The sequence below is a fragment of the Kribbella italica genome, assembly GCF_014205135.1.
Taxonomy (GTDB): domain Bacteria; phylum Actinomycetota; class Actinomycetes; order Propionibacteriales; family Kribbellaceae; genus Kribbella; species Kribbella italica.
In genome coordinates, this window is record NZ_JACHMY010000001.1 from 2,590,943 (window position 1) to 2,611,968 (window position 21,026).

30 protein-coding genes are annotated in these 21,026 nt (G+C 68.4%); 17 read left to right on the forward strand and 13 right to left on the reverse strand.

Annotated features, from left to right (window positions below; genetic code table 11):
* Position 1: 1 nt before the first annotated feature.
* From HDA39_RS12020 to HDA39_RS12040, 5 genes are all read right to left on the reverse strand, one after another.
* Positions 2-532 (reverse strand): DUF6286 domain-containing protein, encoded by a 531-nt coding sequence (locus HDA39_RS12020; RefSeq protein ID WP_184795304.1) that lies wholly within the window; start codon positions 530-532, stop codon positions 2-4.
* A complete protein-coding gene (locus tag HDA39_RS12025; protein ID WP_184795305.1) occupies positions 529-945 on the reverse strand; it encodes an Asp23/Gls24 family envelope stress response protein in 417 nt (138 codons plus the stop codon). The genes HDA39_RS12020 and HDA39_RS12025 overlap by 4 nt, the downstream gene beginning before the upstream one ends.
* Positions 938-1,120, reverse strand: coding sequence for a hypothetical protein (locus HDA39_RS12030; RefSeq protein ID WP_184795306.1), 183 nt, complete (start codon positions 1,118-1,120; stop codon positions 938-940). Before HDA39_RS12030 ends, HDA39_RS12025 begins: the two co-directional genes overlap by 8 nt.
* A gap of 125 nt (positions 1,121-1,245) precedes the next feature.
* Positions 1,246-1,743, reverse strand: a complete 498-nt coding sequence (locus tag HDA39_RS12035; RefSeq protein WP_184795307.1) for an Asp23/Gls24 family envelope stress response protein — start codon at positions 1,741-1,743, stop codon at positions 1,246-1,248.
* 68 nt (positions 1,744-1,811) lie between these two features.
* Entirely contained in the window at positions 1,812-2,039 is a 228-nt protein-coding gene (locus HDA39_RS12040; RefSeq protein ID WP_184795308.1) for a hypothetical protein, read from the reverse strand.
* 215 nt (positions 2,040-2,254) lie between these two features.
* On the opposite strand from HDA39_RS12040, the gene HDA39_RS12045 reads away from it, so the two are divergent.
* The 3 genes from HDA39_RS12045 to HDA39_RS12055 are packed head-to-tail and all read left to right on the forward strand — an operon-like array spanning position 2,255 to position 3,878.
* Entirely contained in the window at positions 2,255-2,881 is a 627-nt protein-coding gene (locus tag HDA39_RS12045) for a sigma-70 family RNA polymerase sigma factor (RefSeq protein WP_202892966.1), read from the forward strand.
* Positions 2,872-3,468 (forward strand): Asp23/Gls24 family envelope stress response protein, encoded by a 597-nt coding sequence (locus HDA39_RS12050; protein ID WP_184795309.1) that lies wholly within the window; start codon positions 2,872-2,874, stop codon positions 3,466-3,468. The genes HDA39_RS12045 and HDA39_RS12050 overlap by 10 nt, the downstream gene beginning before the upstream one ends.
* Positions 3,465-3,878, forward strand: a complete 414-nt coding sequence (locus HDA39_RS12055) for an Asp23/Gls24 family envelope stress response protein (RefSeq protein WP_184795310.1) — start codon at positions 3,465-3,467, stop codon at positions 3,876-3,878. The genes HDA39_RS12050 and HDA39_RS12055 overlap by 4 nt, the downstream gene beginning before the upstream one ends.
* A 91-nt stretch (positions 3,879-3,969) precedes the next feature.
* On the opposite strand, the gene HDA39_RS12060 is transcribed toward HDA39_RS12055, so the two are convergent.
* Positions 3,970-4,926, reverse strand: coding sequence for a cupin domain-containing protein (locus HDA39_RS12060; protein WP_184795311.1), 957 nt, complete (start codon positions 4,924-4,926; stop codon positions 3,970-3,972).
* Positions 4,927-5,057: 131 nt separating this feature from the next.
* Here HDA39_RS12060 and HDA39_RS12065 point away from each other — a divergent pair, with 131 nt between their 5' ends.
* From HDA39_RS12065 to HDA39_RS12080, 4 genes are all read left to right on the forward strand, one after another.
* A complete protein-coding gene (locus HDA39_RS12065) occupies positions 5,058-5,504 on the forward strand; it encodes a MarR family winged helix-turn-helix transcriptional regulator (RefSeq protein ID WP_184795312.1) in 447 nt (148 codons plus the stop codon).
* A 38-nt stretch (positions 5,505-5,542) separates the two neighbouring features.
* The gene (locus HDA39_RS12070; RefSeq protein WP_202892967.1) at positions 5,543-5,938 is read left to right on the forward strand and encodes a Rid family hydrolase; all 396 of its coding nucleotides are present in this window, start codon (positions 5,543-5,545) and stop codon (positions 5,936-5,938) included.
* Positions 5,939-6,198: 260 nt separating this feature from the next.
* Positions 6,199-6,543 (forward strand): MarR family winged helix-turn-helix transcriptional regulator, encoded by a 345-nt coding sequence (locus HDA39_RS12075; protein WP_202892968.1) that lies wholly within the window; start codon positions 6,199-6,201, stop codon positions 6,541-6,543.
* Between the two features lie 114 nt (positions 6,544-6,657).
* The gene (locus tag HDA39_RS12080) at positions 6,658-8,073 is read left to right on the forward strand and encodes a carotenoid oxygenase family protein (protein ID WP_184795313.1); all 1,416 of its coding nucleotides are present in this window, start codon (positions 6,658-6,660) and stop codon (positions 8,071-8,073) included.
* Positions 8,074-8,081: 8 nt separating this feature from the next.
* On the opposite strand, the gene HDA39_RS12085 is transcribed toward HDA39_RS12080, so the two are convergent.
* On the reverse strand, positions 8,082-9,122 hold the full coding sequence (locus HDA39_RS12085; RefSeq protein WP_184795314.1) for an AraC family transcriptional regulator ligand-binding domain-containing protein: 1,041 nt from the start codon (positions 9,120-9,122) through the stop codon (positions 8,082-8,084).
* Between the two features lie 365 nt (positions 9,123-9,487).
* Entirely contained in the window at positions 9,488-10,066 is a 579-nt protein-coding gene (locus HDA39_RS12090; protein WP_184795315.1) for a GNAT family N-acetyltransferase, read from the reverse strand.
* Positions 10,067-10,279: 213 nt separating this feature from the next.
* On the opposite strand from HDA39_RS12090, the gene HDA39_RS12095 reads away from it, so the two are divergent.
* A complete protein-coding gene (locus tag HDA39_RS12095) occupies positions 10,280-10,645 on the forward strand; it encodes a hypothetical protein (protein ID WP_184795316.1) in 366 nt (121 codons plus the stop codon).
* 188 nt (positions 10,646-10,833) lie between these two features.
* On the opposite strand, the gene HDA39_RS12100 is transcribed toward HDA39_RS12095, so the two are convergent.
* On the reverse strand, positions 10,834-11,274 hold the full coding sequence (locus HDA39_RS12100) for a DUF6463 family protein (protein ID WP_184795317.1): 441 nt from the start codon (positions 11,272-11,274) through the stop codon (positions 10,834-10,836).
* An 82-nt stretch (positions 11,275-11,356) separates the two neighbouring features.
* Here HDA39_RS12100 and HDA39_RS12105 point away from each other — a divergent pair, with 82 nt between their 5' ends.
* Entirely contained in the window at positions 11,357-11,902 is a 546-nt protein-coding gene (locus HDA39_RS12105; protein ID WP_184795318.1) for a TetR family transcriptional regulator, read from the forward strand.
* Positions 11,903-12,100: 198 nt separating this feature from the next.
* On the opposite strand, the gene HDA39_RS12110 is transcribed toward HDA39_RS12105, so the two are convergent.
* A complete protein-coding gene (locus HDA39_RS12110) occupies positions 12,101-12,568 on the reverse strand; it encodes an SRPBCC family protein (RefSeq protein WP_184795319.1) in 468 nt (155 codons plus the stop codon).
* Positions 12,569-12,648: 80 nt separating this feature from the next.
* On the opposite strand from HDA39_RS12110, the gene HDA39_RS12115 reads away from it, so the two are divergent.
* The 3 genes from HDA39_RS12115 to HDA39_RS12125 all read left to right on the forward strand — a co-directional run bounded on the left by HDA39_RS12115 (position 12,649) and on the right by HDA39_RS12125 (position 14,156).
* Positions 12,649-12,951 (forward strand): DUF1398 family protein, encoded by a 303-nt coding sequence (locus HDA39_RS12115; RefSeq protein WP_184795320.1) that lies wholly within the window; start codon positions 12,649-12,651, stop codon positions 12,949-12,951.
* A 281-nt stretch (positions 12,952-13,232) separates the two neighbouring features.
* Complete coding sequence (locus tag HDA39_RS12120; protein ID WP_184795321.1) at positions 13,233-13,571, forward strand: YciI family protein; 339 nt, start codon at positions 13,233-13,235, stop codon at positions 13,569-13,571.
* Between the two features lie 60 nt (positions 13,572-13,631).
* On the forward strand, positions 13,632-14,156 hold the full coding sequence (locus HDA39_RS12125) for a hypothetical protein (protein ID WP_184795322.1): 525 nt from the start codon (positions 13,632-13,634) through the stop codon (positions 14,154-14,156).
* A gap of 52 nt (positions 14,157-14,208) precedes the next feature.
* Here the strand turns inward: HDA39_RS12125 and HDA39_RS12130 are convergent, their stop codons facing one another.
* A complete protein-coding gene (locus HDA39_RS12130; protein ID WP_184795323.1) occupies positions 14,209-14,835 on the reverse strand; it encodes a TetR family transcriptional regulator C-terminal domain-containing protein in 627 nt (208 codons plus the stop codon).
* A 65-nt stretch (positions 14,836-14,900) separates the two neighbouring features.
* Between HDA39_RS12130 and HDA39_RS12135 the strand changes: the two genes are divergently transcribed.
* Positions 14,901-16,430 (forward strand): alpha/beta hydrolase, encoded by a 1,530-nt coding sequence (locus tag HDA39_RS12135; protein ID WP_184795324.1) that lies wholly within the window; start codon positions 14,901-14,903, stop codon positions 16,428-16,430.
* A gap of 13 nt (positions 16,431-16,443) precedes the next feature.
* Here the strand turns inward: HDA39_RS12135 and HDA39_RS12140 are convergent, their stop codons facing one another.
* Both HDA39_RS12140 and HDA39_RS12145 read right to left on the reverse strand, forming a co-directional pair.
* Positions 16,444-17,277, reverse strand: a complete 834-nt coding sequence (locus HDA39_RS12140) for a methyltransferase domain-containing protein (protein WP_184795325.1) — start codon at positions 17,275-17,277, stop codon at positions 16,444-16,446.
* A gap of 99 nt (positions 17,278-17,376) precedes the next feature.
* The gene (locus HDA39_RS12145; RefSeq protein WP_184795326.1) at positions 17,377-18,246 is read right to left on the reverse strand and encodes an alpha/beta fold hydrolase; all 870 of its coding nucleotides are present in this window, start codon (positions 18,244-18,246) and stop codon (positions 17,377-17,379) included.
* A gap of 94 nt (positions 18,247-18,340) precedes the next feature.
* Between HDA39_RS12145 and HDA39_RS12150 the strand changes: the two genes are divergently transcribed.
* The 4 genes from HDA39_RS12150 to HDA39_RS12165 are packed head-to-tail and all read left to right on the forward strand — an operon-like array spanning position 18,341 to position 20,994.
* Positions 18,341-19,288 carry a LysR family transcriptional regulator gene (locus HDA39_RS12150; protein WP_184795327.1) on the forward strand — a complete coding sequence of 316 codons (948 nt, stop codon included), beginning with the start codon at positions 18,341-18,343 and terminating at the stop codon, positions 19,286-19,288.
* Positions 19,289-19,337: 49 nt separating this feature from the next.
* On the forward strand, positions 19,338-19,850 hold the full coding sequence (locus tag HDA39_RS12155; RefSeq protein ID WP_337925718.1) for a TetR/AcrR family transcriptional regulator: 513 nt from the start codon (positions 19,338-19,340) through the stop codon (positions 19,848-19,850).
* 1 nt (position 19,851) lies between these two features.
* Positions 19,852-20,202: a hypothetical protein gene (locus HDA39_RS12160; protein ID WP_184795329.1), complete on the forward strand. Its 351-nt coding sequence runs from the start codon at positions 19,852-19,854 to the stop codon at positions 20,200-20,202.
* A gap of 12 nt (positions 20,203-20,214) precedes the next feature.
* Positions 20,215-20,994, forward strand: a complete 780-nt coding sequence (locus tag HDA39_RS12165; protein WP_184795330.1) for a methyltransferase domain-containing protein — start codon at positions 20,215-20,217, stop codon at positions 20,992-20,994.
* Positions 20,995-21,026: the final 32 nt, after the last annotated feature.

Genomic DNA, 21,026 nt, shown 5'->3' on the forward strand with positions numbered 1-21,026 from the left:
GTCAGTTCTCCTCGACAGTGACTCGGGTGCGGACCCGGGGATTCGGTGTGACGGTCTGGAGCCGTTGCCCGATCGCGGTGGTCAGGTCGTCTCGGACGCGGGCCACGTCGCCGGTCGCGGTCGCGGTCACCCGCAACCTACGGCCCTTGGCCCTGGTCCCCGCGGCGGTGACCGAATCGACGCCCGCCGCAGTGTTGGTGGCCAGTCGGGCGGCGTCACGGCTGCGGATCCACACACCGGCATCGCCGACGGACAGGTGAGTGGCCTTGCGCGGCTTGACCGCCGCGATCAGGACCCAGACGCCGATCAGCAGCGCGGCGATCCCGGCGGGGATCATCCAGTCGACGGGCTTGAGGACTTCGGCTTTGCCGAGCAGCCACTCGATCCACGGGGCGCCGTTGATGGTGCCGGTGGACACGAGGGTGTCGCGAACGGCGACCGCACCAATCGCGGTGACGGCGAGCGCTGTGACGATGCCGACGGTCGCGGCAGCAGGTGCTGCGGTGGGCTTCTTGGCGGAGGTGCTGCTCATACGACCCTCCTCGGGCTGTTCTTCGCCTGGCTGTCGGTGGTGGGGAGTTCGACCGCGGAAATGTCGACGCTGACGCTGTCGACACCGAGCCCGGTCAGTTCGTTGATCGTGCGGGTGAGTCGGCCGCGGACTTCGGCGGCCAGGTCGGCCAGCGGGTAGCCCCACTCGACCGCGATCTCGACGTCGACGCGGACTCGCTGTCCGGCGAGCTGGACCTTGGCCTTGGGCAGGCCGCGCCCGAAGGTCGCTTCCTGCCGGATCACACCTGGGGCCAGCAGCGCGGTCGCCTCGGCGATCCGCTCGACCGCCCGGGGGCTGATCTCCAAGGTGCCCCTCGCGCCGGGCTCAGCGACGTTCACGATGGCGGAGACGTCGTGGACGGCCGGCGGCGCGAGGGTGGCGGTGTCAGCCACGGCCGCGGCGCGAGATCAGGTCGTCCAAACCCTTGCTGCCTTCGCTGAGGTAGCGACCGGCGGCGAACCCGACGGCGCCCAGGACGAGGGCGAGGAGGAATCCGCCGATACCGCCGGCTGCCGCGGCGATGGCGATCAGCAGGCCGACGAGCAGGCCGATGGTCGAGGTGTTCACGAGGGGACTCCTAGAAAGGGGCCCGGGCTCCGTGCCCGGTGCCGAGGTACAGCAGTCGTGCGGTGGTCGATCAGGCCGTGCTGGGTGACGCGACGTCTTCGACGGTTACGTCAACGGTGAGACGGTCACTGGACGCGCCGCTCGGCAGGCTCGTTGTCGGCGTCGGTGGTGTCGTCGTCCTCGCCTTCGAGGTGGATGTCGGAGACGGCGATGTTGACCTCGGTGACCTCCAGGCCGGTCATCCGCTCGACCGCGCTGATGACGTTGCGGCGCAGCCCGGTGGCCAGGTCGGCGATGCTGACGCCGTACTCGGCGATGATCTGCAGGTCGATCGCGGCCTGTGTTTCGCCGACCTCGACCGAGACGCCCTGCGACAGGTTCGTCTTCGAGCCCGGGATCCGCTCCCGCAGCATGCCTACCGTACGGGCCGCGGTGCCGCCGAGGTCGTAGACGCCGGCGACCTCACGGGTCGCGATCCCGGCGATCTTGGAGACGACCATGTCGGCGATGGTGGTCTTGCCGTGGGAGTCGCTCAGGTTGCTGTCAGCAACAAGGTCCTTGGTGGCCGGGTCGGCCGGCATGAGGGTGGTGTCGGTGGAGGGAGCAGTAGTGGTGTCAGCCATCGGATGGTCCTTCGGGTCGTGGTTCGGATTGGTGTGTTGCTGGTTGGACATCAGCTGGAGCTGGTTCGTCACGGTCGGTCGGTGGACTGACCGGTGTGTCCGTTGTCACGGGCGAGCGGCCCACGGGCCTTGCCGGCGATCGTGGTGCTGGTCTTGCGGAGAACGTTGCTGACCCGGGTCGGTCCGTTGCGGGTCTCGAGTTCGCGGCCGATCCGGCCGAGCAGCCACGAGGCAAGCGGGGCGCCGACGGCCAGGACGAGCCAGAGCTGGAAACGACGCGACAGGAAGGCCCACATGAGTGCGTTCTCCTCAAAGGATGCGAAGCGGTACTTGGACGATCAGTTGCCCTGAAGACAGCACCCGGCGAGCTGATGTCACGGTCGGGTGCCTGTGAGCACTGTCACCACCGCGATCACGGCTCGCACCGTGACATCTGCGAGGGTGGTGTCGTCTCAACTTCAATGGAGCCCGGCCACGGTCTCTGTTGCGAGGCACTTAAGGGAGGACACCGGTGGGACCGGCAGACACCACAGTTCCGCGGCAACCGACGGGAACTCGTGAACCGGACGCCCCCGGCGGATCAAGCGGACTGGTCGAGCTCGACGAAGCCACCTTGGTGGCCCGGGCCCGCAACCGGGACCCTGCCGCATTCGAGATGCTGGTCCGCCGTTACCAACGGCGCATCTACTCCCTGTGCCTGCGGATGCTCAACGGCGCCAGCGGCGAAGCTGAAGACGTCGCCCAGGAGGTGTTCCTGACCGCGTGGCGCCGGCTCCCGGAGATCCAGCACGACGGCGCGTTCGGCAGCTGGCTCTACCGGACCGCGACGAACAGATGCCTGACGGTCCTCCAGCGCCGCAAACCCGTTGACGAACTCGACGATCACAACACCCCGATCGACACCGGCGCCGACGCAGACCCAGCACGCGCCGTCCACAACAGCGAAGCGATGAAAGCCCTGACCCTGGCGCTGGCGCAACTACCACCACCACAACGCGCATGCTGGCTGCTGCGCGAGGTCCACGGCCGCTCCTACCAGGAGATCGCCGAACTCGTCGAAGCCACCCCGACAGCAGTCAGAGGACGAATAGCCAGAGCACGAGCAGAACTAGCGGAGGTGATGAAGCCATGGAGATAGATCCCCCCCGGAACAGCCAGTCCACCCAAGAGACTGGGCACCTGCTGCCCTGCGGTCGCAGCGTCGAAGACGTCTGGGACGACATGGAGGCCGGCCGGGTCACCGACCACTCACTCCACTGCCCGCACTGCACCACCGCCCGAGCCGGCCTCGACGAACTCACCGAAGCCACCCGCGCGCTCATCGACGACCCGGCGCAACCACCCGCCGGATTCCTCGACAAGATCATGACCGCAGTCCGCGCCGACCTCAGCCTCGGCCGGACCATTCCCTTGCCGGCCCCCACGGCGCAGATCGACATCTCCACGCACGCCCTGGCCGCCGTACTGCGCTACGCCGTTGACGGCGTCGACGGGGTCCGTGCCCACCAGTGCCGCATCGAGGTCTCCCCGGACGCCCCTCAGTCGGTGAGGGTCTGGATGTCGGTCGCTGTTCGGTTCGGGTCCGGGCAGGTCTCGGCCCTGGACGAAGCTCGCGTGCGGGTCGCGGCCGCGCTGCCCGAACGGATCGGCCTGGAACTGGAGACGCTGGACTTCGAGGTTGTGGACGTCTGGCTCGATTCCGATGGACAGGAGGAGCTGCGATGACCACGAGTTGGGTCCCGGGCAACCTGGTGCCGGAAAGCCTGCTGACCGAGATCCGTGCCGCCGACGCCGCCGCGAAGGCAGCTCGCGCGGTCCCAGGCGTCGTCCGGCTTCAGCCTGGCGTGTGGGGGCTGCTGCGGCAGTTCGCCGCGCAGGCCTGGACCCAGGCCACCGGCAAGAAGCTCCCGGACATCGGCGGCGTCGACGCCGGTTTCCGCACCGACCATCACCAACTCCGGATCGAACTGCGGATCGTGGTCAGCATCCACCACCACGCCGCCCAGGTCGGCCAGGCCGTCCACGACGCGGTGCTCACCGCGGTCAGCGCCGTGACCGACACCCCCGCACAGATCCGGATCCACATCGTCGAGGTCGACCTCGAACCCGAACCGAGCAGGCAACCAACCAGCTGAACAGGTCGTCCGCGGACGCAAAGCCCGCGCCGCGATTGGGCGCAGACCCAGCCTCACAGCCGGCTGCGTCGGCGACTTCGCAGCGTACCGGTCAATCGCTGACCAGAGCACGATCCATCCTGGGCAGGGTGGATCGTGACTCGGTCCGGAAGCGTCCTGGCGACTGCCCTCGGATCTGGCTGAACGCACGGCTGAAGGCACGCCCCGACGCGTAGCCGACGGAGCGGGCGATGGATTCCAGCGTGTCGTCGGTGTCGCGGAGGCGTCGAGCGGCCAGGTCCGTTCGCCAGTGCGTCAGGTAGGCGCTGGGACCCCGGCCCGTCGTACCGACGAAACGGCGGGTCAGAGTCGCGCGGGAAACTCCGAGTTCGGCAGCCAGCAGTTCGGTCGTCCAACGGCGCGCCGGGTCCGTGTGGAGCAAGGTGACGGCCGTGGTGAGCAGTGGGTCGCCCAAAACGCCGAGCCACGTCCGTCGCGCTGCCTCGGGCCGGGTGGCCAACCAGACCCGAAGAAGCTGAACCAGCAGGACGTCGACCACCCGATTCAGGACGATCGCACTCCCCAGCTGAGGTTCGGCGAGTTCCCGGGCCAGCAAGCTCACGGACTCGTCGACGGAGTTGCCGAGGCTTGCCGACCGAAGATGAACGACCTCCGGCAACCGCGCAAGGACCTGCGTCGAGACGACCGGATCCTGAGAATAGGTGGCCGCCAGGATCCTGGCGGTGACTTCACCGGTCCCGACCTGGAGGATTTCTCCCCGGCGCTGGGCCGCTTCGAGCGCAATCGGGTCGTACGCCGGCGTCATGGCACCCCGGTGGCTGCCGATGACGTGCCGCAGACCGCTCGGCAGTAGAACGACGTCTCCGCACTGCAACCGCAGCGGCTCCCGGCCCGCAACGCCCAGCAACGCCGTACCGCTGGTCAGCGCATAGAACCCCGCGCTGGGCCTGTCGGGCCACTGCAGCGCCCACGGCTCGGCTCCTTCGATCCGCGCACCCACTGTGCCGTGCACACCGCCGATGGACACCACATCCGCAAGCAGATCCACGCTCGCCAGCCTAGCTCGCGGTGCACCAATCAGTGATGAAAATGCGCCGGATCATCATCGTACGACGCACAACCGACTCCTACCGTGGACCTGTCACAGCACTCGAGGATCAGGACAGCGAGGAAGTCGCCATGGCAGTCGACGCGACGGAGCGTTCGCGGCGGACGTCGGCGCTCGCGACAGACCTCGGCCGGCTGCTGCGCACCGCGGAGCGTGAGCACGCCGCGCTGGTGAACGACGTGCTCGGCGCTGTGCCCGGGAAGATCCGCGGGTACCGGATCCTGGTCGTCGCCGCGCAGTCGGCCGAGCGCCAGAACCACATCGGCCGGCGCCTGGGCATCGACCGCACCGTGCTGACCTATCTGATCGACGACCTCGAAACAGCCGAACTGGTCCGGCGCGTGCCGGACCCCACGGACCGGCGGGCCCACCTGATCATGATCACCGGGCACGGGCGATCAGTTGTCTGCCGCCTGGCCGAACGAGTCGCCGAAGTCGATGGTCATTTCCTCGCCGCCCTGGGTCCGGCGGAACAGATCCAGTTTCAGGCCATGGTGCGTCGCCTTGCCACCACCTGACCGATCGTCAGCCCCTGAAGAAAGGACCGGTGGCCATCGTGTCGCTTCGTCATCTCGACCCCGAAGGACTCCATCCGCTGCCCGGAGTACTCAGCCACGCCGTCGTTGCCGAGAAGGCCGGCCTCGTGTACTTGTCCGGACAGGTTGCCTGGAACGCCGCCGGGGAACTGGTGGGCGAAGGCGATCACGGGAAGCAGGCCGAGCAGATCGTCCGGAACATCGACACCGCGCTCGCCGCAGTCGGCACCGACCGGTCCCGGGTGGTCAAGGAGACGATCTACATCGCCGGCTACCGGCCCGAGGTGGTCGACCCGATCTTCGCAGCACTCAGGACAGGTACGACGACGCCGCCACCGGCCCAGACCCTCATCGGGGTCGTGTCGCTCTACTCGCCCCTGTTTCTCGTCGAGATCGACATCGTCGCGGCCCTCTGAACCCAGAACGCCGGGAAGCCGACCTCCGAAGACAGTTGCCTGGAGCAAGCACCTGGCAGCAGCTGCCGGCGCGCCGACGCGTCCGGTGGGGTTCCTCTCGGCGGTGTCGGCAAAGAACTGCGCCGTGCCCCCGGCGGCGGACTGGCTCAGCGACGACGAGCAGACGGCGTGGCGGGCGAACGCGGCGGTCATGATCAGGCTGCCCGCCGCGCTCAACGCCCGGATGCAACGCGACGCCGGAATGACCTTCTTCGAGTACGGTGCTCGCGACGCTGTCCGAGGCCGACGACTGGACACTGCGCATGAGTACCGTCGCCGCCCGCACCTCGGCCTCGCTGTCTCGCCTGTCCCACGTCGCGGGCCGGCTCGAGAAACGGGGCTTTCTCCAGCGCAGCCGGGTGCCGGGGTCGGGCCGGCGGACCAACGCGACCCTGACCCAGAGCGGTTACGACAAGGTCGTCGCCAGCGCACCCGCGCACGTCACCGCGGTACGTGAGTTCTTCGTGGATGTGCTCGAACCGGGAGACCTCGACATCCTCCGCCGGATCGGCGATGCGGTCGGCGCCAGCCTGGACCGGACCAACGCCGATCAGCCGGCCGAATGAGACGACGGCACCAGCCGCTCGCCAGTCATGCTGATCGGACCCGTCCGGTCTGCCCCCCTTGCTGACCGCTCCGCCCCTCCTTCTCCCCGCGGGCGCGCTGCTGCACTGGACGGCATGGAAAACCTCGACTTGACATCCGTTCCCTTGCACGTGACCGGTCACCTCGCCCCGGTTCCCGACGAGATCGACGCCGTCGACCTGCCGGTCGAGGGCGCACTGCCACCCGAACTGGTCGGCCGCCTGCTGCGCAACGGCCCCAACCCACTGCCCGGCGAACCCTCCAAGCACTGGCTGTCGGGCCACGGAATGGTGCACGGCATCCGCCTCGAAGCAGGTCGTGCGCGGTGGTACCGCAACCGTTGGGTTCGCACGAGCGCACTCCAGGGCAAGGAGTACATGGGCCCCGACGGCACGATCGATCTGACCGCCATCGAGGCGAACACCAGCGTCATCGCCCACGCCGGCAAGATCCTCACCCTGATCGAGGCCGGGTTCCCGTACGAGATCACTCCGGAGCTGGAAACGCTGGGCAGCAACGACTTCGGCGGCCGGCTCACCACCGCGATGACCGCTCACCCCAAGGCCGATCCGCGCACCGGGGAACTGCACTTCTTCGGGTACGCCGCGACCGCGCCGTTCGTCACCTATCACAAGCTCTCGGCGGCCGGTGAGCTGGTGACCAGCGCTCCGATCGACGTTCCGGGCCCGACGATGATGCACGACTTCGCCATCACCGAGCAGCACGCCGTCTTCCTCGACCTCCCGATGACCTTCAACCCGCAGCGGATCGGTCACCCACTCCCCTACGACTGGGACGAGTCCTACGGCGCCCGGATCGGCGTCATGCCGCTCGACCGCCCGGGCCAGGTCCGCTGGTACGACGTCGACCCGGCGTACGTGTTCCACGTCGGCAACGCGCACACCGACCCCGCCGGACGAGTCGTCCTCGACGCGGCCCGCTACGCCGGCGAAGACGCCGCGCTGGCCTGGACGGGGATCGGCGACCCCAGTGCGTCGACCGGAATTCCCTGGCACCCCGACCCGGCGGGTCCCGGCGTCGCCGCGGCGCGGACCGGCAAAGCGCGCCTCCATCGCTGGGTGCTCGACCCCACGACCGGCCGCGTCACCGAGACCACCTTGGACGACCGCGGGATCGAGTTCCCCACCCTCGACGACGACCGCGTCGGGCGGCTCGCCCGCTACCGCTACGCGGTGTCCGGTGGCGATCTCCACGCGACGGCGATCGTCAAGCTCGACGCGGAGGCCGGCGTCGTCGCCGAACACGCACTCGGGCGCGACGTGGTCGCCGGCGAAGCCGTGTTCGTCCCCTCCGCGGCGTCGGGACGCGCCGAGGACGACGGGTGGCTGCTCAGCGTCGTCAATCGGCGTGACGGCAGGGGCTCGAAACTCCTGGTGCTCGACGCCACCGATGTCGGCGGAAAGCCGGTCGCCTCCGTGACCTTGCCCCGGAGGGTCCCGACCGGCTTCCACGGCTCGTGGATCACCGACGAAGAGCTGGACCGCTCCTGAACAGAGGGTCAGGAAGTGGCGGATCTCCGGACCTGTGACGGGGTTCGCCCGGTCCAGCGGACGTAGGCCCGGCGGAACTCCCGCGCTTCGCTGAACCCCACCTCGCCGGCGATCTCGCGCACCGCCAGCTCCGACCTTTGCAGCAGGAGCGTCGCGTGGCGCTCCCTGACCCGGTCCCGAACAGCACTGAAGCGCTCACCCGACTCGGCCAGACTGCGCCGGAGGGTCCGTTCGGTGACGTGCAGGTGCCGCGCCACTTCCGCCATCGTCAACTGCCGGCGCAAGTTGCCGGCGAGCAGCATCTCCAGGGACGCGACGACGTCGCGCGGGGCTCCGTCGGGGGCCAGTAGGCGGCGGGAGACCTCCAGCGCAGCTGCTCGGGTCGGCTCGTGCGGCGTTGCCAGGGAGTGGTTCAGCAGCTCGGCCGGCATCACCAGCCGGTGGGCGTCCGCACCGAAGTGGACCGGGCACCGGAAGAAGCGGTGATAGCGCGCGCCGTACGGCGGTGCCGGGTACGCAAGGTCCAACCGGGTGGGCGACCAGGTCGCGCCGAGCATCGACCGGAAGATCACCGCCGTACTGGCCATGGCCTCCTCGCAGAGAAACTCGACGAGAGCAGGCTCCGGCCAGCGTTGACGGAAGGTCACCGCGAGCTCGGCGCCTCCCGGGTGCGAACCGGCCAGGCTCTCGAGTTCCACGTCCAGCAGGCTTCCGGCGGCACGATGCAGGTCGAGAATCACCGTGGCGGCGTCGCCGACGGTCGCCGACGACCGCATCGCGATTCCCACGAATCCGAAGGAGAGCAGGGCATCTCGTCCCCCGACCTCCAGTCCCAGCGCGCGGCCGGGCAGGTCCTTCAGCGCCCGGCGCAGCACGGTCGCGGCCTGCCGGTACGAGATGAGAGTGTCGGGCGAGTCGAGAAGGCGCGGCTCCAACCCGGTTCCGGACAGCCAAGAGGTGATGGATCGGCCTTCGCGCCGGCCGATGTCCAGGACGCCGGTCACGATCGCCGGCGGGATCACAGCGCGGTCGTGCGGCGTACTCGTCACCATCGAACCGTATCTCCGGCACGGTATCCGAGGCCCCGAAGGACACCGGCGGCTCTGCGCTCGTCGCGGCTTCGCACGGTCAGCGGCCTGACGGGTTGAGTGCCTCTCGCCACAGCTTCTCTCCGGCGGCCGCACGAAGGCGGTCGCGGCTCGCCTCGCCCAGTCGCCGCGCTTGCCGGGCGTCAGCGATCCGAGCTCCCCCTGAGCCACCTCGCCGAGGGCGACGACCTCCGCCGGCTGAGCGCTGTCTGGGCCACGCTGGATCCCGCGAACGACCGCCCGGACGACGCCGCCTCCTGACCGCTGCATCGAAGCGCGAGCACGGCCCCTCCCCCAGGGCCATCGTCTCCATCCAGGGAGGCTCGTCAGATTTCCGCGCGCATGACCCAGCGCCACTTCGCGATCTGGCGGTCACGCACGAACCCGAACTGCTCGTAGAGCTCCTCCGGGCCGGTGTGCAGATAGGCGCCACGCTGCGGCTTGCGGTCGACGGTCTGCTCCGGATAGGCCTCCACCACTCCGCCGCCGGCGGCCTGGATCGCATCCAGCGCGCCCTTCACAGCCGCACGTGCGACGCCACGGCCGCGGTGGCGGGACCCCGTGAAGATGCACCCGATCCGCCACGCGGGCAGCTCCGGACTGCCGGCGGCGTACTTGGCCGGGTTCTTGATGTTGGGCAGCTCCGCCGGACTTCCGTACTGGCACCACCCCACGCACGTGCCGTCCGAGTCGTAGACGAGGATCTGGTGCACGGTGCCTCGGTCCACGTGGGCGCGCTTCGCGGCGCGGTTGCGTTCAGCGCTGTGAGGTGACTCGCCGAACCCTTCGGCATGAAAGCCCATGCACCAGCAGCCACCCCACACCCCGTTGTTGGCCTCCACCAACACACAGAAGTCGTCCCAGGTCTCCGGCGACAACGGCCGAGTCGTGTAGGTCTCCGTCATCAGCGAGCTCCTCCTTCAAGCTTGGGCCGAGCCCAGACTAGGCAGCTCGATCGATCAGGTGTTTCGGCAACGCGCCGTCGACGGTTGCTCGCCGTCGCTCGAACCATTTGCAGCACGCTGCAAATGGTTTACGCGTGACGCAGCGTGTTCCTATGCTCACTCCCGGACCCTCGCGCCGGCGGGTGGTTGTCTCACGATCGTGTCTGGGGAATCATGATTAACCGTCGTCAAGCTGCCATCACCTCCGCCTCCGCCGCGTGTTTCCTAGCGCTCGGCCTGTCGTTTCCCGCCTCGGCGTCCGCCCAGGAAGCAGTCAGCAACAGCACGTGGGTTGCTCCGGCCGGAGCAGTCGGCACCGCGTCAGCCGCGGCCGTCAACTGCGAGGCGTACCTGAGCGGCGCGACCGGCCTCGTCCGCTGCTACAGCGGCCCTGCCGGCACCACGCAGTTCCGAGCCATGGTGCAGTGCCAGAACGGCACCATCCAGTACGGGAACTGGAACTCGTACGGCATCCTCACGTCGGCAACCTGCCCCTCGGGCGCAGGCAACGCAACTCGCGCCGGCGCGCAGTTCAGGTAAGCACCTCCCGCGGGGCCAGCACAGCTCCTGACTGTGCGAGCGTCCCGTAGCGGCCGCCACAGAACGCGACGCCGCCCGGGCTGGCAACAGCCCGGGCGGCGCCTCGTCCGACACGGACCGGGCAGCGGGATCAGGAGCGAACCAGGCGCACGATCACTTCAGAGGCTTCCTCGAACCTGCGGTCGGCTTCAGGCCCTCCGGCGGCGACGCAGACCGGCGTACGACGCCACGCCCAACAGCGCAAGGAATCCCGAGACCGGCATGAAGAGCAGGCCCCACAGCGAGATGCCTGCCAAGCCCCAGACCGCCGGCGCCGGCACCACGCCCTCGCGGCGCTCAACGCGTCCGATCAGGACTGCGAGCAGGAGCATCGCCCATCCCGATGAGGCGTACCAGAAGCTCGCGCTGCGCAGGTCGACGAGCTCAGGGTCGGCGTCGACCGAACCGACGATCCCGGCATCGCGGATGCTGCGACTGGAGTCGGCGTACACCACGGGCGTGATCGCCAGATGGACCACTGCGACCGCACCCAGAGCCACCCCGACCACGGGCCGGCCGCCGGCGCGCTCTCGGTCGAGCGAAGCGGCGTTCGCCGTACTGCTCGAGCTTTCCTGCACTGTGTCGGACATGAGCAGTCTCCATACGGTAGCGTACGGTTGATGCCGATACCGTACGGCACCGTATGGCGGACGGCAAGGAAGGAGTTGACCGGTGAGCAGTCGCTTGTCCGTGGACGACTGGGCGGCCGCGGCCCTGGGCGCCCTCTCTGAAGGAGGACTGCCGGCGATCGCGGTGGAGCCGATCGCGGTCCGGCTCGGCGCCACGAAGGGCAGCTTCTACTGGCATTTCCGCGATCGGCGAGCCCTCATCGAGGCCGCACTGGCTCGGTGGGAGCAGGAGACGGAGGTGACCATCGCCAAGCTGGACGAGGTCGCCGATCCGGTGGCACGCATGCGAACCCTGCTGGAAGAAGCGATGGCCGACCCGGCGGACGCGGCAGTCTCGTTCCGCCTGATCAGCGCCGTGGACGATCCCACGGTCGCCGGCACCGCGCGACGCGTCACCGAGCGCCGCATCGCCTACATGCAGTCCGCGGTGGAGCAGCTGGGGCTTCCCCCTGACCTCGCCCGCCGTCGCGTCCTGGCGGGCTACGGCGCTTACCTTGGTACGGCGGCCCTCCGACGGATCGGCGCCGTCAACGACTCCGACGACTTCATCGACCAGCTCGTGGCCGACCTGACCCGGCCACCGGACTGAAGTCCTCTCCATGATTCCGGCAGGAACCTGACACGATCGCCAACCGCTACGGCGGTGGTGTGAGATGGGTGAATGGAACCCATCTTCTGGATCCCGATCGCCTTGATCGTCGCCATCGCCATTGCCGGTGTCTACTACTTCGCTTCAAGCGACCTGCGGAAGAAGAAGTAGAGCTCCGACCAGCGTGCCCGAGGCTGCTCAGTTCTTGACGACGGCAGCAGCAAGGTTGCCGAGGGAGTCCTCGAGTTGGTGTCGCTCGACCAGCGGGAACGTCACCTTCTGGAGAATCTCGCGATCGGTCACCTTCGACCAGTCGTAGGTCAGAGTGACTTCGGTATCGCCCGCGTCGAGCGCCTTGAGCTCCCAGACCCACTGCCACCCCGGCGGCTCGGTCCCCGCGGGCGCGGTCTGCCAGGCCACCAGATGGTTCGGGTCGAAGCCGACAACAGTGTTGTCGGTCTGGTAGTCACCGCCCATGTGATCACCGGTCATGTTCATCCGGAACACCTGCCCACCGGCAGTGATCCGATTCGTCTTATCGTCGCTGACCACGAAACCGGAGCCGTCCAGCTCCGCGTGCCGCTCAGGATTGGTGAGGACGTCGAACAACTCCTTCGTCGAGGCGTTGATCGTACGGCTGACAGTGATGACCTTGTCGTCGCTCATGACCGGCCGGTGCCCTTCCTGGCCGATCACAATCCCCAGGACTGTCCGGCCGGCGCGGCTTCGGCCGCCCGCAGTGACCGTTGCCGCGTCGCCGCAGAAGGTGGCGGCCCCGACCTGTACCTTCACGGGCCAGTCGGACCGGGTACGGCCACCACCTGTCGACCGCACCCGCCCACGAGGTCTTCCCGATCGCCACGACCGCCGATCCCGCCGCGTTGACAGCGGCTCTCGACCTCCACGCCGCGGCGAAGATCTCGTACGCCGAGATGTCTCGCGCCCTCGCCACCGCCGGAATCGAACGGTGGACCTTCGACACCGAGGTCCTCACGATCACCTACTACGACCTCGCCGGTACGCCAGTGCTCTCCGAGCCAGTCAACTGACCCAACCTCCGGCCACCACTGAGGTCAGAGGCGCGGGATCGTGGAGTGCGAGGAGCTGAGGGCGAGGTCTCTCGAGGCACTGGATCGGAGAACAGATGGCATCTCAGGCCCTTCTCACGCAGTTGCGGCGACCTACACGGCGTCGCGGGCCGGCTGCAGTGACGGAGTACCGCGGTGTGGAAGTTCTGGGTTGATGTCGATTCGGGTGGTCGCCGGTCGACCTGTGGGTGTCAGCCGCCAACCGGTGGCTGGCGACACGGCTGACCAAGGAGACACTCATCATGAAGTTCGCGCTCGTTTACCAGTACGACCCGACCACCGACGGTCCGACCGAGGCTGAGCTCCCCGAGTGGTTCACCTTCGACGACGACGTCAAGGCCTCCGGCGCGTTCGTGTACGCGGAAGGATTCCATGCGGTCGGCGCCGGCCGTACTCTTACCCGCCGGGGCGGTGAGGTGGTGGTCGCGGACGGCGTCGCTGCGCAGACTGGGCCGGTAGTGGCCGGGTTCGTGGTCATCGACGTCGCCGACATGGCGACGGCGCTGGAGTGGGCCGAGCGGGTCCCGACGGCGAAGTACGGGAGCGTTGACGTACGACCGGTCGTTGAATGGAACGGATGACAATCATTCCGTCGCGGGCTTGAGCCCGGTGCAGTCAGCGTCGATCGTAGACTTGCTGCCATGCGACGGGTGGAGCATCCGCGGTTCCTGGCCGCACTCCAGGAGGTCGAGGAAAGTATCGACTCCGCGTGGCGGGACTTCTGCCGGGCAGAGGGCAGTACGGACGAGCAGGGCCTGGCGGAGATCGTGCTGCAGGACACCTCTGAGTTCGGGTGGCGGGTAGTGGACGGAGCACTCAAGCAGCTCACCTGTAGCGAGTGCGGCGAAGGACTGGGAGCGGGACCGACTGGCTGTTCCAAGTGCCAGCTGGCTAACGGCTTCCGGTTCGCCGCCCGCGAGGTGGACCGCCCGAAGGTGCCGCCTGGTAACGAGCATGCGATCCGAGTGTCCTCGGCAGTGGCCCGTACCCGGCACAGGTACTCCCCCAGAGCCCGTGCCGGGTACGAGATTCTTCTGCCCGACCTGCTCGCCGGCGTCCTCCCGACGACTCCAGAAGCTCAGCGAATCAAGGCGCAGATCAATCAGCTCACCGACGACGAGCTGGAGCGGGTCGTCACCGTCAACGACCTCAGCGGAGTTACGTAATACTTGCCAAGCAGTGCTGCCCGACGGCCAGCTGCAGGCCGTCGATGAGGCCTCAGTTTCGTGCGTCCTCGGCGGCCTCTTCGACGGGCGGGTAGCTGTCGCGCAGGCGCTGCACGGTCGCGGCCACGACGGCACGGACATCCGTCTCGCGCAGTGTGACGGACAGCAGCGCGGAACTGAACGAGAAGCCCTCGACCAGGGCGAACAACAGGAGCGCCTCGCGGCGCAGCGCTTCCTCCTCGATCGTGCGGTCGGCCAGCGCGTCGCGGAGCAGCGAGCGGATCACCTCTGCGCCCTCGAGAGATGATGCCGCGATGTCGGCCGCGAACTCCTGGTCCGTGCGCGCCATCACGCGGTACTCGACGAGGGCAATATTCTCCCGGCGCTCCCGGTCGTCGGTCGGCGCGGCGAAGACGATGGCGTCGGTGATCCGCGCCACCGGGTCGTCGGACAGTGCCGTCGCGCGCCGTACGACGCGCTGCGTGAGCACGCTCAGCGTGAAGCGCATGACTTCGCGGAGGGTGTCTCCGAAGTAGTGCCGGATGCTCCCGATGGCCAGGCCGGTGCGTGCGGAGATTCGGGCGAGGGTCACCGAGCGCAGCCCGTGCTCGGCGATCTCGTCGATCACGGCGTCGGCGACCTGTTCCCGGCGGACCTCCGGGTCGACTCGTTTGGGCACGAACCCATCGTACCAATCCCTAGCATCATCGTGCTAACTTAATTGGCATGGCCATGCTAAAAGTGTTGAAAACCCCGCTCGCCGCCACGTCGGCGCTCCTCGTGCTCGCCGGTTGCACGCCCGCATCTCCCCCGCCGGCCTCCAGCTCGGACGCAGGGCTCGGCTCCTACCTCGGGCAGGAGCTCGACTGGCGCGCGTGCAAGGACACCGCGACGAACACAGCGGACGCCAAGCTGTTCGCGAACCCGGCGCTTCAGTGCGCCTCCGTCGAGGTGCCGCTCGACTACGCCAAACCCGAAGGCGAGAGGGCGCACATCGCGCTCCTGCGCCTGCCCGCCACGGGTCAGGCCGAGGGCTCCTTGCTCGTCGACCCAGGCGGACCCGGAGGCTCCGGGACCAATCTCGTCGCGTCGACCCTGTCCCTGTGGCAGGCCGGCCCCATCTCCAAGCGCTTCGACATCGTCGGCTTCGACCCTCGCGGGATCGGCTCGTCCACCCCCGCCCTCGACTGCTATACCGACAAGGAGTACGACGCGGGCGCCGCGCCCCGATTCGGCGTCGTGTACGACGTCACCAGCGCCGGGCAGGCGGCCGAGCTCGCAGAACGCTGCGCCGAGGGCTCCGGCGGGGTGACGAACCTGGTGAATGCCGGATCAGAGAACGTCGTGCGTGACATGGACATCACGCGAGAGGTGCTCGGCGACAAGAAGCTGACCTATCTCGGCTACAGCTACGGCTCCCAGCTCGGGGCCATGTACGCCGCGACGTACCCCGACAAGGTCCGCGCGATCGTGCTCGACGGCGCCATCGCACCCGACCTGACGGCACAAGAGTTCCGCCTCTCCCAGTTCGCCGGCCTGCAGGCGCGGTTCGACGACCTTGCCGCGTTCTGCGCGAAGTCGCCCGACTGCGTCCTCGGCACCGATCCCGCGGCCGCGAACGATCGCCTGCACGAGATCGTCCGGCCACTCATCGAGAGGCCGTCAGCCGCCGACGGCAGAAAGGTGAGCATCTGGGACATCTACCTCGGCATCTCAGGTGGGCTGTACTCGCAGGCGAGATGGCCTGTGATCGTCTCCGCGCTCAAGGCCCTCGAAGCCGGCCGGGCCGGCGAGATGCTCGCTCTGCGGGACGCGTTCTACGGCCGTACGGCGGACGGCGCGTACGCACTCGACCCCGACACGAACATCGCCGTGCGCTGTATGGACTGGCCGCGTCTGACGCCAGAGGAAGCCACCGCGCTGGCGCGCAAGGTCGGGGAGGTGGCACCGATGTTCGACCTCGACGTCTTCACCGGACGCGACTTCCACAGCGAGTGCGAGGCGTGGCCCGCACCGGCTACAGGCGACGATCCCTGGCTCGCCGAGGTCGAGGACCTTCCCGAGACTCTCGTGGTGTCAGTCACCGGTGATCCTGCGACGCCACACGAGGGCGGTATCGCGATGGCCGACGCGCTGGGCGCGAAGCTGCTCACCGTCGACGGAAAGCAGCACGGCGCCTACCTCCTCGGCGGCAGCAAATGCGTCGACCGCGTCGTCGACGCGTATCTCCTCGACCTCAAGTCCCCGCCGGCCGATGCCCGCTGCAGCCTGTGAGACGGAGCCTCGGCTAAGTCAAAGGCCGCCAGATCTTGAGTACGACCTCGGGCGGACGCACGCTGAACAGGTCCGCCGGCGAAGCCTCGGCAAGAACAGCCCGCAGGTCGGCGACAAAGCTGTCGAGGCGATCGCCGAACAGGTGCGGGGCCGATGAGGAGCGGGACAGTGCGTCCGCGACCAGCTCGTCAGTTGATCTGGTCAGCACCTCGACGTCCGGCACATCTACGCTCTCGGGCCCGCTGTAGCCGCAGGCACGCAGGATCTCGGCCTCGCCGCTCGGCGACGTCTCCCGAACGGACTGCCCTGCTCGCCGCTGCGGACCGAGATAATCGCGGACGACGGCAGTGACTGCCTCCACCGGAGGGCTCGGATACGGAAGCACCGGCGCCGGCCCGGAGGGTTGCCCAGCCGTGTCGACATGAACGAGCGCACCGCCCGGCAACAGCATCGAACCGACAACCTCGGCCACCCGGACGCGATCCATCCAATGGAACGACTGGGCGAACGTTGCCACCGTGAACCTGCCCAGCTCAGCAGGCAACTCCTCCGCGCGAGCTTGCACGAACCTCACGTTGGCAACACCGCGGTCGCGCGCGAGCCGACTCGCTTCAGCCACCATTCCCGGGTCGGGATCGAGGCCCACCACGTCGGCGAACAGCTGGGCCACCCGAAGCGCGACCGTGCCCGGCCCGCAGCCCACATCGAGCAGGCGCCCCGAGCCATCCAGACCGAGCGCGGATCGCAGTGTCGCCGCCAGCGCCGCCGGGTACCTCAACCGGCCTTGCTCGTAATAACCGGCCGCACCAGCGAACAGCGTCTCGTCCCACACCCAGTCCGCGGCCACCGCCAAAGGATACGAGTTCAGGCCATCGGAACAACTCCGAACAAGCCAGTTTCCAGTCGGCACCCTCAGCAGCACCGGAGCTCTGTCACGCACGCCTTCTCACGTCTGGCTGGCGATGGTGCCGGTGATCGCGGCGACGACCGTTCGATGCACCCGGGCCGGAAGCTCATGCCCGACTCCGGGCAGTTGCTGGAACCGCGCACCGGGGATCTCGGCCGCCAGCGCGCGGCCGTTGCCGGGTGGGAACAAGGGATCGTGGCTGCCGTGCAGGACGACCGTCGGTACGGCGATCTCCGGCAGCCGCTCACGCCACCGAGGACCCTGGTCCGCCATCGGATGGTTGATGAGCTGCGCCTGAACATCCGTACCTCTGGTGACGCTGCTCCGGCAGACGGCCTGTACGCCGGCCAGGTCGAACGGCTCGGCCGCGAGAAGTCGTTCGCCGTCCACCAGATAGTCGACAACAGCGTCCGCATCTCCCCACTCCGGATCAGGTCCGGCCGCCTCCCAGGCTTTGAGGATCCGGCCCTCGACCTCCGGCAGGTCGCCATCGGCTGGACCGTGACCGGTGGGGCGAGTCGACAGCAGAGCAAGGGAATCGACGCGGTCCGGATGATCGAGCGATGCGAGCTGCGCGATCCACCCACCCTGCGAGAAGCCGACCCAGTGGGCGCCGGCGAGACCGTAGCCATCGAGTACCCGAACGGCGTCGGTGGTCAGATCGGTCAGCGAGTAGGAAGGCTCACCAGGCCGGTCGTGGCTCGAGTGACCGGTGTCGCGCTGGTCGAAACGAAGGACGAACAGGCCGCCGTCAGCGAGCTGACGACAGAAGTCCGGTGTCCACCAGTCCATCGAACACGAGGTTCCCGCGAGCAGAAGAGCGGGTGGATCGTTCGGGCTGCCGAAGGCCTGGGCACAGAGGGTCGTGCCGCCATCGGTCAGGAAGCGTTCTGCGTGAGTAGTAGCCATACGCCGATCTTCGGCGCGCCGTCGGTGGGTCGTCCAACACCTTGTTCGCCCCGATCGACACAGAATGTGTGTCGATCCGAGGTACAAAGGGCCCATGACGACGAACCTGGACATGCGGTTGGTCCGGCACTTCGTGGCGGTCGCCGAGGAGCTGCACTTCGGCCGGGCCGCGGCCCGCCTGTACGTCGCGCAGCAGGTGGTGAGCCGCGACGTACGCAAGCTCGAGGACCAGCTCGGACTGCGGTTGTTCGACCGGAGCTCGCGCAACGTCACGCTCTCCGTGGCCGGAGAGACTTTCCTGACCGGCGCCCGCGCCCTCCTGGCCAGTCATGACGAGCTGCTCGGCACTCTGCGAGGTGCGGCGACCCGCGTCGTGGTCGATGCGGTGGGCAACGGTACTGCTCCGGCCAGACTGCTGCTCGCGGCACGCTCGCTGGAGGACGACTTCGAGTACTACTCCGTCTACGAGTCGGGACTCGTTTCCGCACTGTCTCGACTGGCGGCTCACACCCTGGACGTAGGCTTCGGCCGGCTCGGCGAGCTGACGCTTCCTCCAGGTGTTCAGCATCGGCTGGTGGGACACGAGCCGCTGGCGATCCTGCTGCCCGCCGGCCACGACCTCGCCGAAGCCGGTCCGTTGCCGATGGCAGCCCTGCGCGGACTCAGCATCTGCTGGCAGGCCGGCGACCAGGTCACTGCGGAGTGGGAGGATGCCGCACTGCAACTGCTCAGGTCGTACGGCGCACAGCCGGTGGCCGCGCACCCGCGAGTCAGGGGTATCGACGAACTCGCACATCACCTACGGCCCGGTGAACCTCCGGTCCTGACCCTGGCCGGCCAAGCCCAAGTCCCCGGAGCCGTGCTGCGCCCACTGATAGATCCGAGACCGTTGTACCCCTGGAGCATGTTCTGGAGAGCCGGCTGGCGTCACCCGGGCCTCGACGTCCTCCACCAGCTCGCCGATGAGCGACCTTCCATCGAAGGCTGGCCCGCCCCCGGCGACGACACCTGGTTACCACTCACTTCCCGGCCCAGCGGTTAAGGAACGATCGTTCTTGACCGATCGTTCCTTAATGACCTACGGTCGTGGTGTGGGAAGGCCGAGGGCGTTCGACGAGGACGAGGTGGTGCGCGCCGCCGTGGGACTGTTCGCTGGTCACGCGTACGACGGGGTGTCGATCGACGACCTCGTCACGCGTCTCGGCGTACATCGCAACAGCCTCTACAAGACGTTCGGCAGCAAGCGCGGCCTCTACCTGGTCGCGCTGCGTCGCCATCTCGCCGATGACATCCGGCCCTTGACCGACGCGCTCGCCGCAGCACCGGATGCAGCAGCTGTACTGCGGCTGGTCACGTCGGCCGACCTCGGTCTACTGCTGCTCGCGGCGGTCGAACGGGCGCCGGTCGACGAAGAGGTCGCCGCCGAGGTGACCGCCGCGTTGGGCACCGTCGATCAGGCGATCGCCGACGCGCTCGGCATTCCCGCCGTACTGGCCGCAGCACTCACGGCCTCAGCACTGGGCATCCTCCTGCGCGGCAACCCCGACGGTGTCGGCGCCGCGCTGACCCGACGCCTCGATCCTCTTGACTCAAAGGAAAACTGACATGGCACTGGTCCACATCGACGGCGACGATCTCGTGGTCGTGATCGAGGGTCTCAACAAGCTCTGGGCCTTCAAGAGCAGCCTGACCATCCCGCTGGTCAACGTCCGCGGCGCGACCGCGGACCCCGGCATCGCCGCTGATCCGAAGGGGATCCGAGCGCCGGGTGCCCACGTGCCCGGTGTGATCACGGCGGGCACGTTCCACCTCGACGGCGAGAAGATCTTCTGGGACGTCAGGGATCCGGCGAAGGCCGTCGTGATCGAACTCGCCGACGAGCAGTACTCCCGCATCGTCATCCAGGTCGACGACCCGCGCGCGACCGTCGCGCTGGTCGAGAACGCCCTCCGCTGAAAGGTTGTGCCCGTGAATGTTGATCCGGTAGCGCACAACCGCGCGGCGTGGGACCTCGAGGTCGAGAGCGGCAACGAGTGGTCGCGTCCGGTCACTCCCGAGACCGTCGCGCGGGCCCGTGCCGGTGACTGGTCCGTCGTGCTCATCGGGTACCGGCCGGTCGACCGCGCGTGGTTCCCCGCCGACTTGTCCGATGTGGACGTTCTCTGCCTGGCCTCGGGCGGTGGGCAGCAAGGTCCGACACTCGCCGCGGCCGGTGCGCGGGTCACGGTCTTCGACAACTCGCCGCGGCAGCTCGCCCAGGACCAGATGGTCGCGGAGCGGGAAGGTCTGGAGGTGCGCACGGTACTGGGCGACATGCGCGACCTGTCGGAGTTCGGCGACTCCTCGTTCGACCTCGTCCTCAACCCGGTCTCGAACCTGTTCGTGCCCGAGCTCGCGCCCGTCTGGCGCGAATGCTTCCGCGTGCTGCGACCGGGCGGAACGCTGCTGTGCGGCTTCCTCAACCCTGACGTGTACCTGTTCGACCACGAGGCCATGGACACCCGCGGCGAGCTGGTCGTCCGCCACCGCCTGCCGTACAGCGATCTGACCCACGTCCCGGCCGAGGAACGCGGGCGGCTGTGGGGAGCGAGCGCGCCGCTGGAGTACAGCCACACGATGGCCGACCAGATCGGCGGGCAGCTGGCCGCCGGCTTCGTGATCACCGCGTTCGACGAGGCACCGCACCACTCAGACGCGACCGCAGGCTGGCTCCCCGGCTACTTCGCCACCCGCGCCCTCAAACCCTGAGAGCTGGATTCGTCAGTCCTCCGCGCGAAGGC

What these genes read in the sequence shown, in the direction of transcription:
- HDA39_RS12020 (WP_184795304.1), bottom strand. Translation starts at nt 532, where the DNA reads ATGAGCAGCACCTCCGCCAAGAAGCCCACCGCAGCACCTGCTGCCGCG.
- HDA39_RS12035 (WP_184795307.1), bottom strand. Translation starts at nt 1,743, where the DNA reads ATGGCTGACACCACTACTGCTCCCTCCACCGACACCACCCTCATGCCG.
- HDA39_RS12040 (WP_184795308.1), bottom strand. Translation starts at nt 2,039, where the DNA reads ATGTGGGCCTTCCTGTCGCGTCGTTTCCAGCTCTGGCTCGTCCTGGCC.
- HDA39_RS12050 (WP_184795309.1), top strand. Translation starts at nt 2,872, where the DNA reads ATGGAGATAGATCCCCCCCGGAACAGCCAGTCCACCCAAGAGACTGGG.
- HDA39_RS12055 (WP_184795310.1), top strand. Translation starts at nt 3,465, where the DNA reads ATGACCACGAGTTGGGTCCCGGGCAACCTGGTGCCGGAAAGCCTGCTG.
- HDA39_RS12065 (WP_184795312.1), top strand. Translation starts at nt 5,058, where the DNA reads ATGGCAGTCGACGCGACGGAGCGTTCGCGGCGGACGTCGGCGCTCGCG.
- HDA39_RS12080 (WP_184795313.1), top strand. Translation starts at nt 6,658, where the DNA reads ATGGAAAACCTCGACTTGACATCCGTTCCCTTGCACGTGACCGGTCAC.
- HDA39_RS12090 (WP_184795315.1), bottom strand. Translation starts at nt 10,066, where the DNA reads ATGACGGAGACCTACACGACTCGGCCGTTGTCGCCGGAGACCTGGGAC.
- HDA39_RS12095 (WP_184795316.1), top strand. Translation starts at nt 10,280, where the DNA reads ATGATTAACCGTCGTCAAGCTGCCATCACCTCCGCCTCCGCCGCGTGT.
- HDA39_RS12100 (WP_184795317.1), bottom strand. Translation starts at nt 11,274, where the DNA reads ATGTCCGACACAGTGCAGGAAAGCTCGAGCAGTACGGCGAACGCCGCT.
- HDA39_RS12110 (WP_184795319.1), bottom strand. Translation starts at nt 12,568, where the DNA reads ATGAGCGACGACAAGGTCATCACTGTCAGCCGTACGATCAACGCCTCG.
- HDA39_RS12120 (WP_184795321.1), top strand. Translation starts at nt 13,233, where the DNA reads ATGAAGTTCGCGCTCGTTTACCAGTACGACCCGACCACCGACGGTCCG.
- HDA39_RS12125 (WP_184795322.1), top strand. Translation starts at nt 13,632, where the DNA reads ATGCGACGGGTGGAGCATCCGCGGTTCCTGGCCGCACTCCAGGAGGTC.
- HDA39_RS12145 (WP_184795326.1), bottom strand. Translation starts at nt 18,246, where the DNA reads ATGGCTACTACTCACGCAGAACGCTTCCTGACCGATGGCGGCACGACC.
- HDA39_RS12150 (WP_184795327.1), top strand. Translation starts at nt 18,341, where the DNA reads ATGACGACGAACCTGGACATGCGGTTGGTCCGGCACTTCGTGGCGGTC.
- HDA39_RS12160 (WP_184795329.1), top strand. Translation starts at nt 19,852, where the DNA reads ATGGCACTGGTCCACATCGACGGCGACGATCTCGTGGTCGTGATCGAG.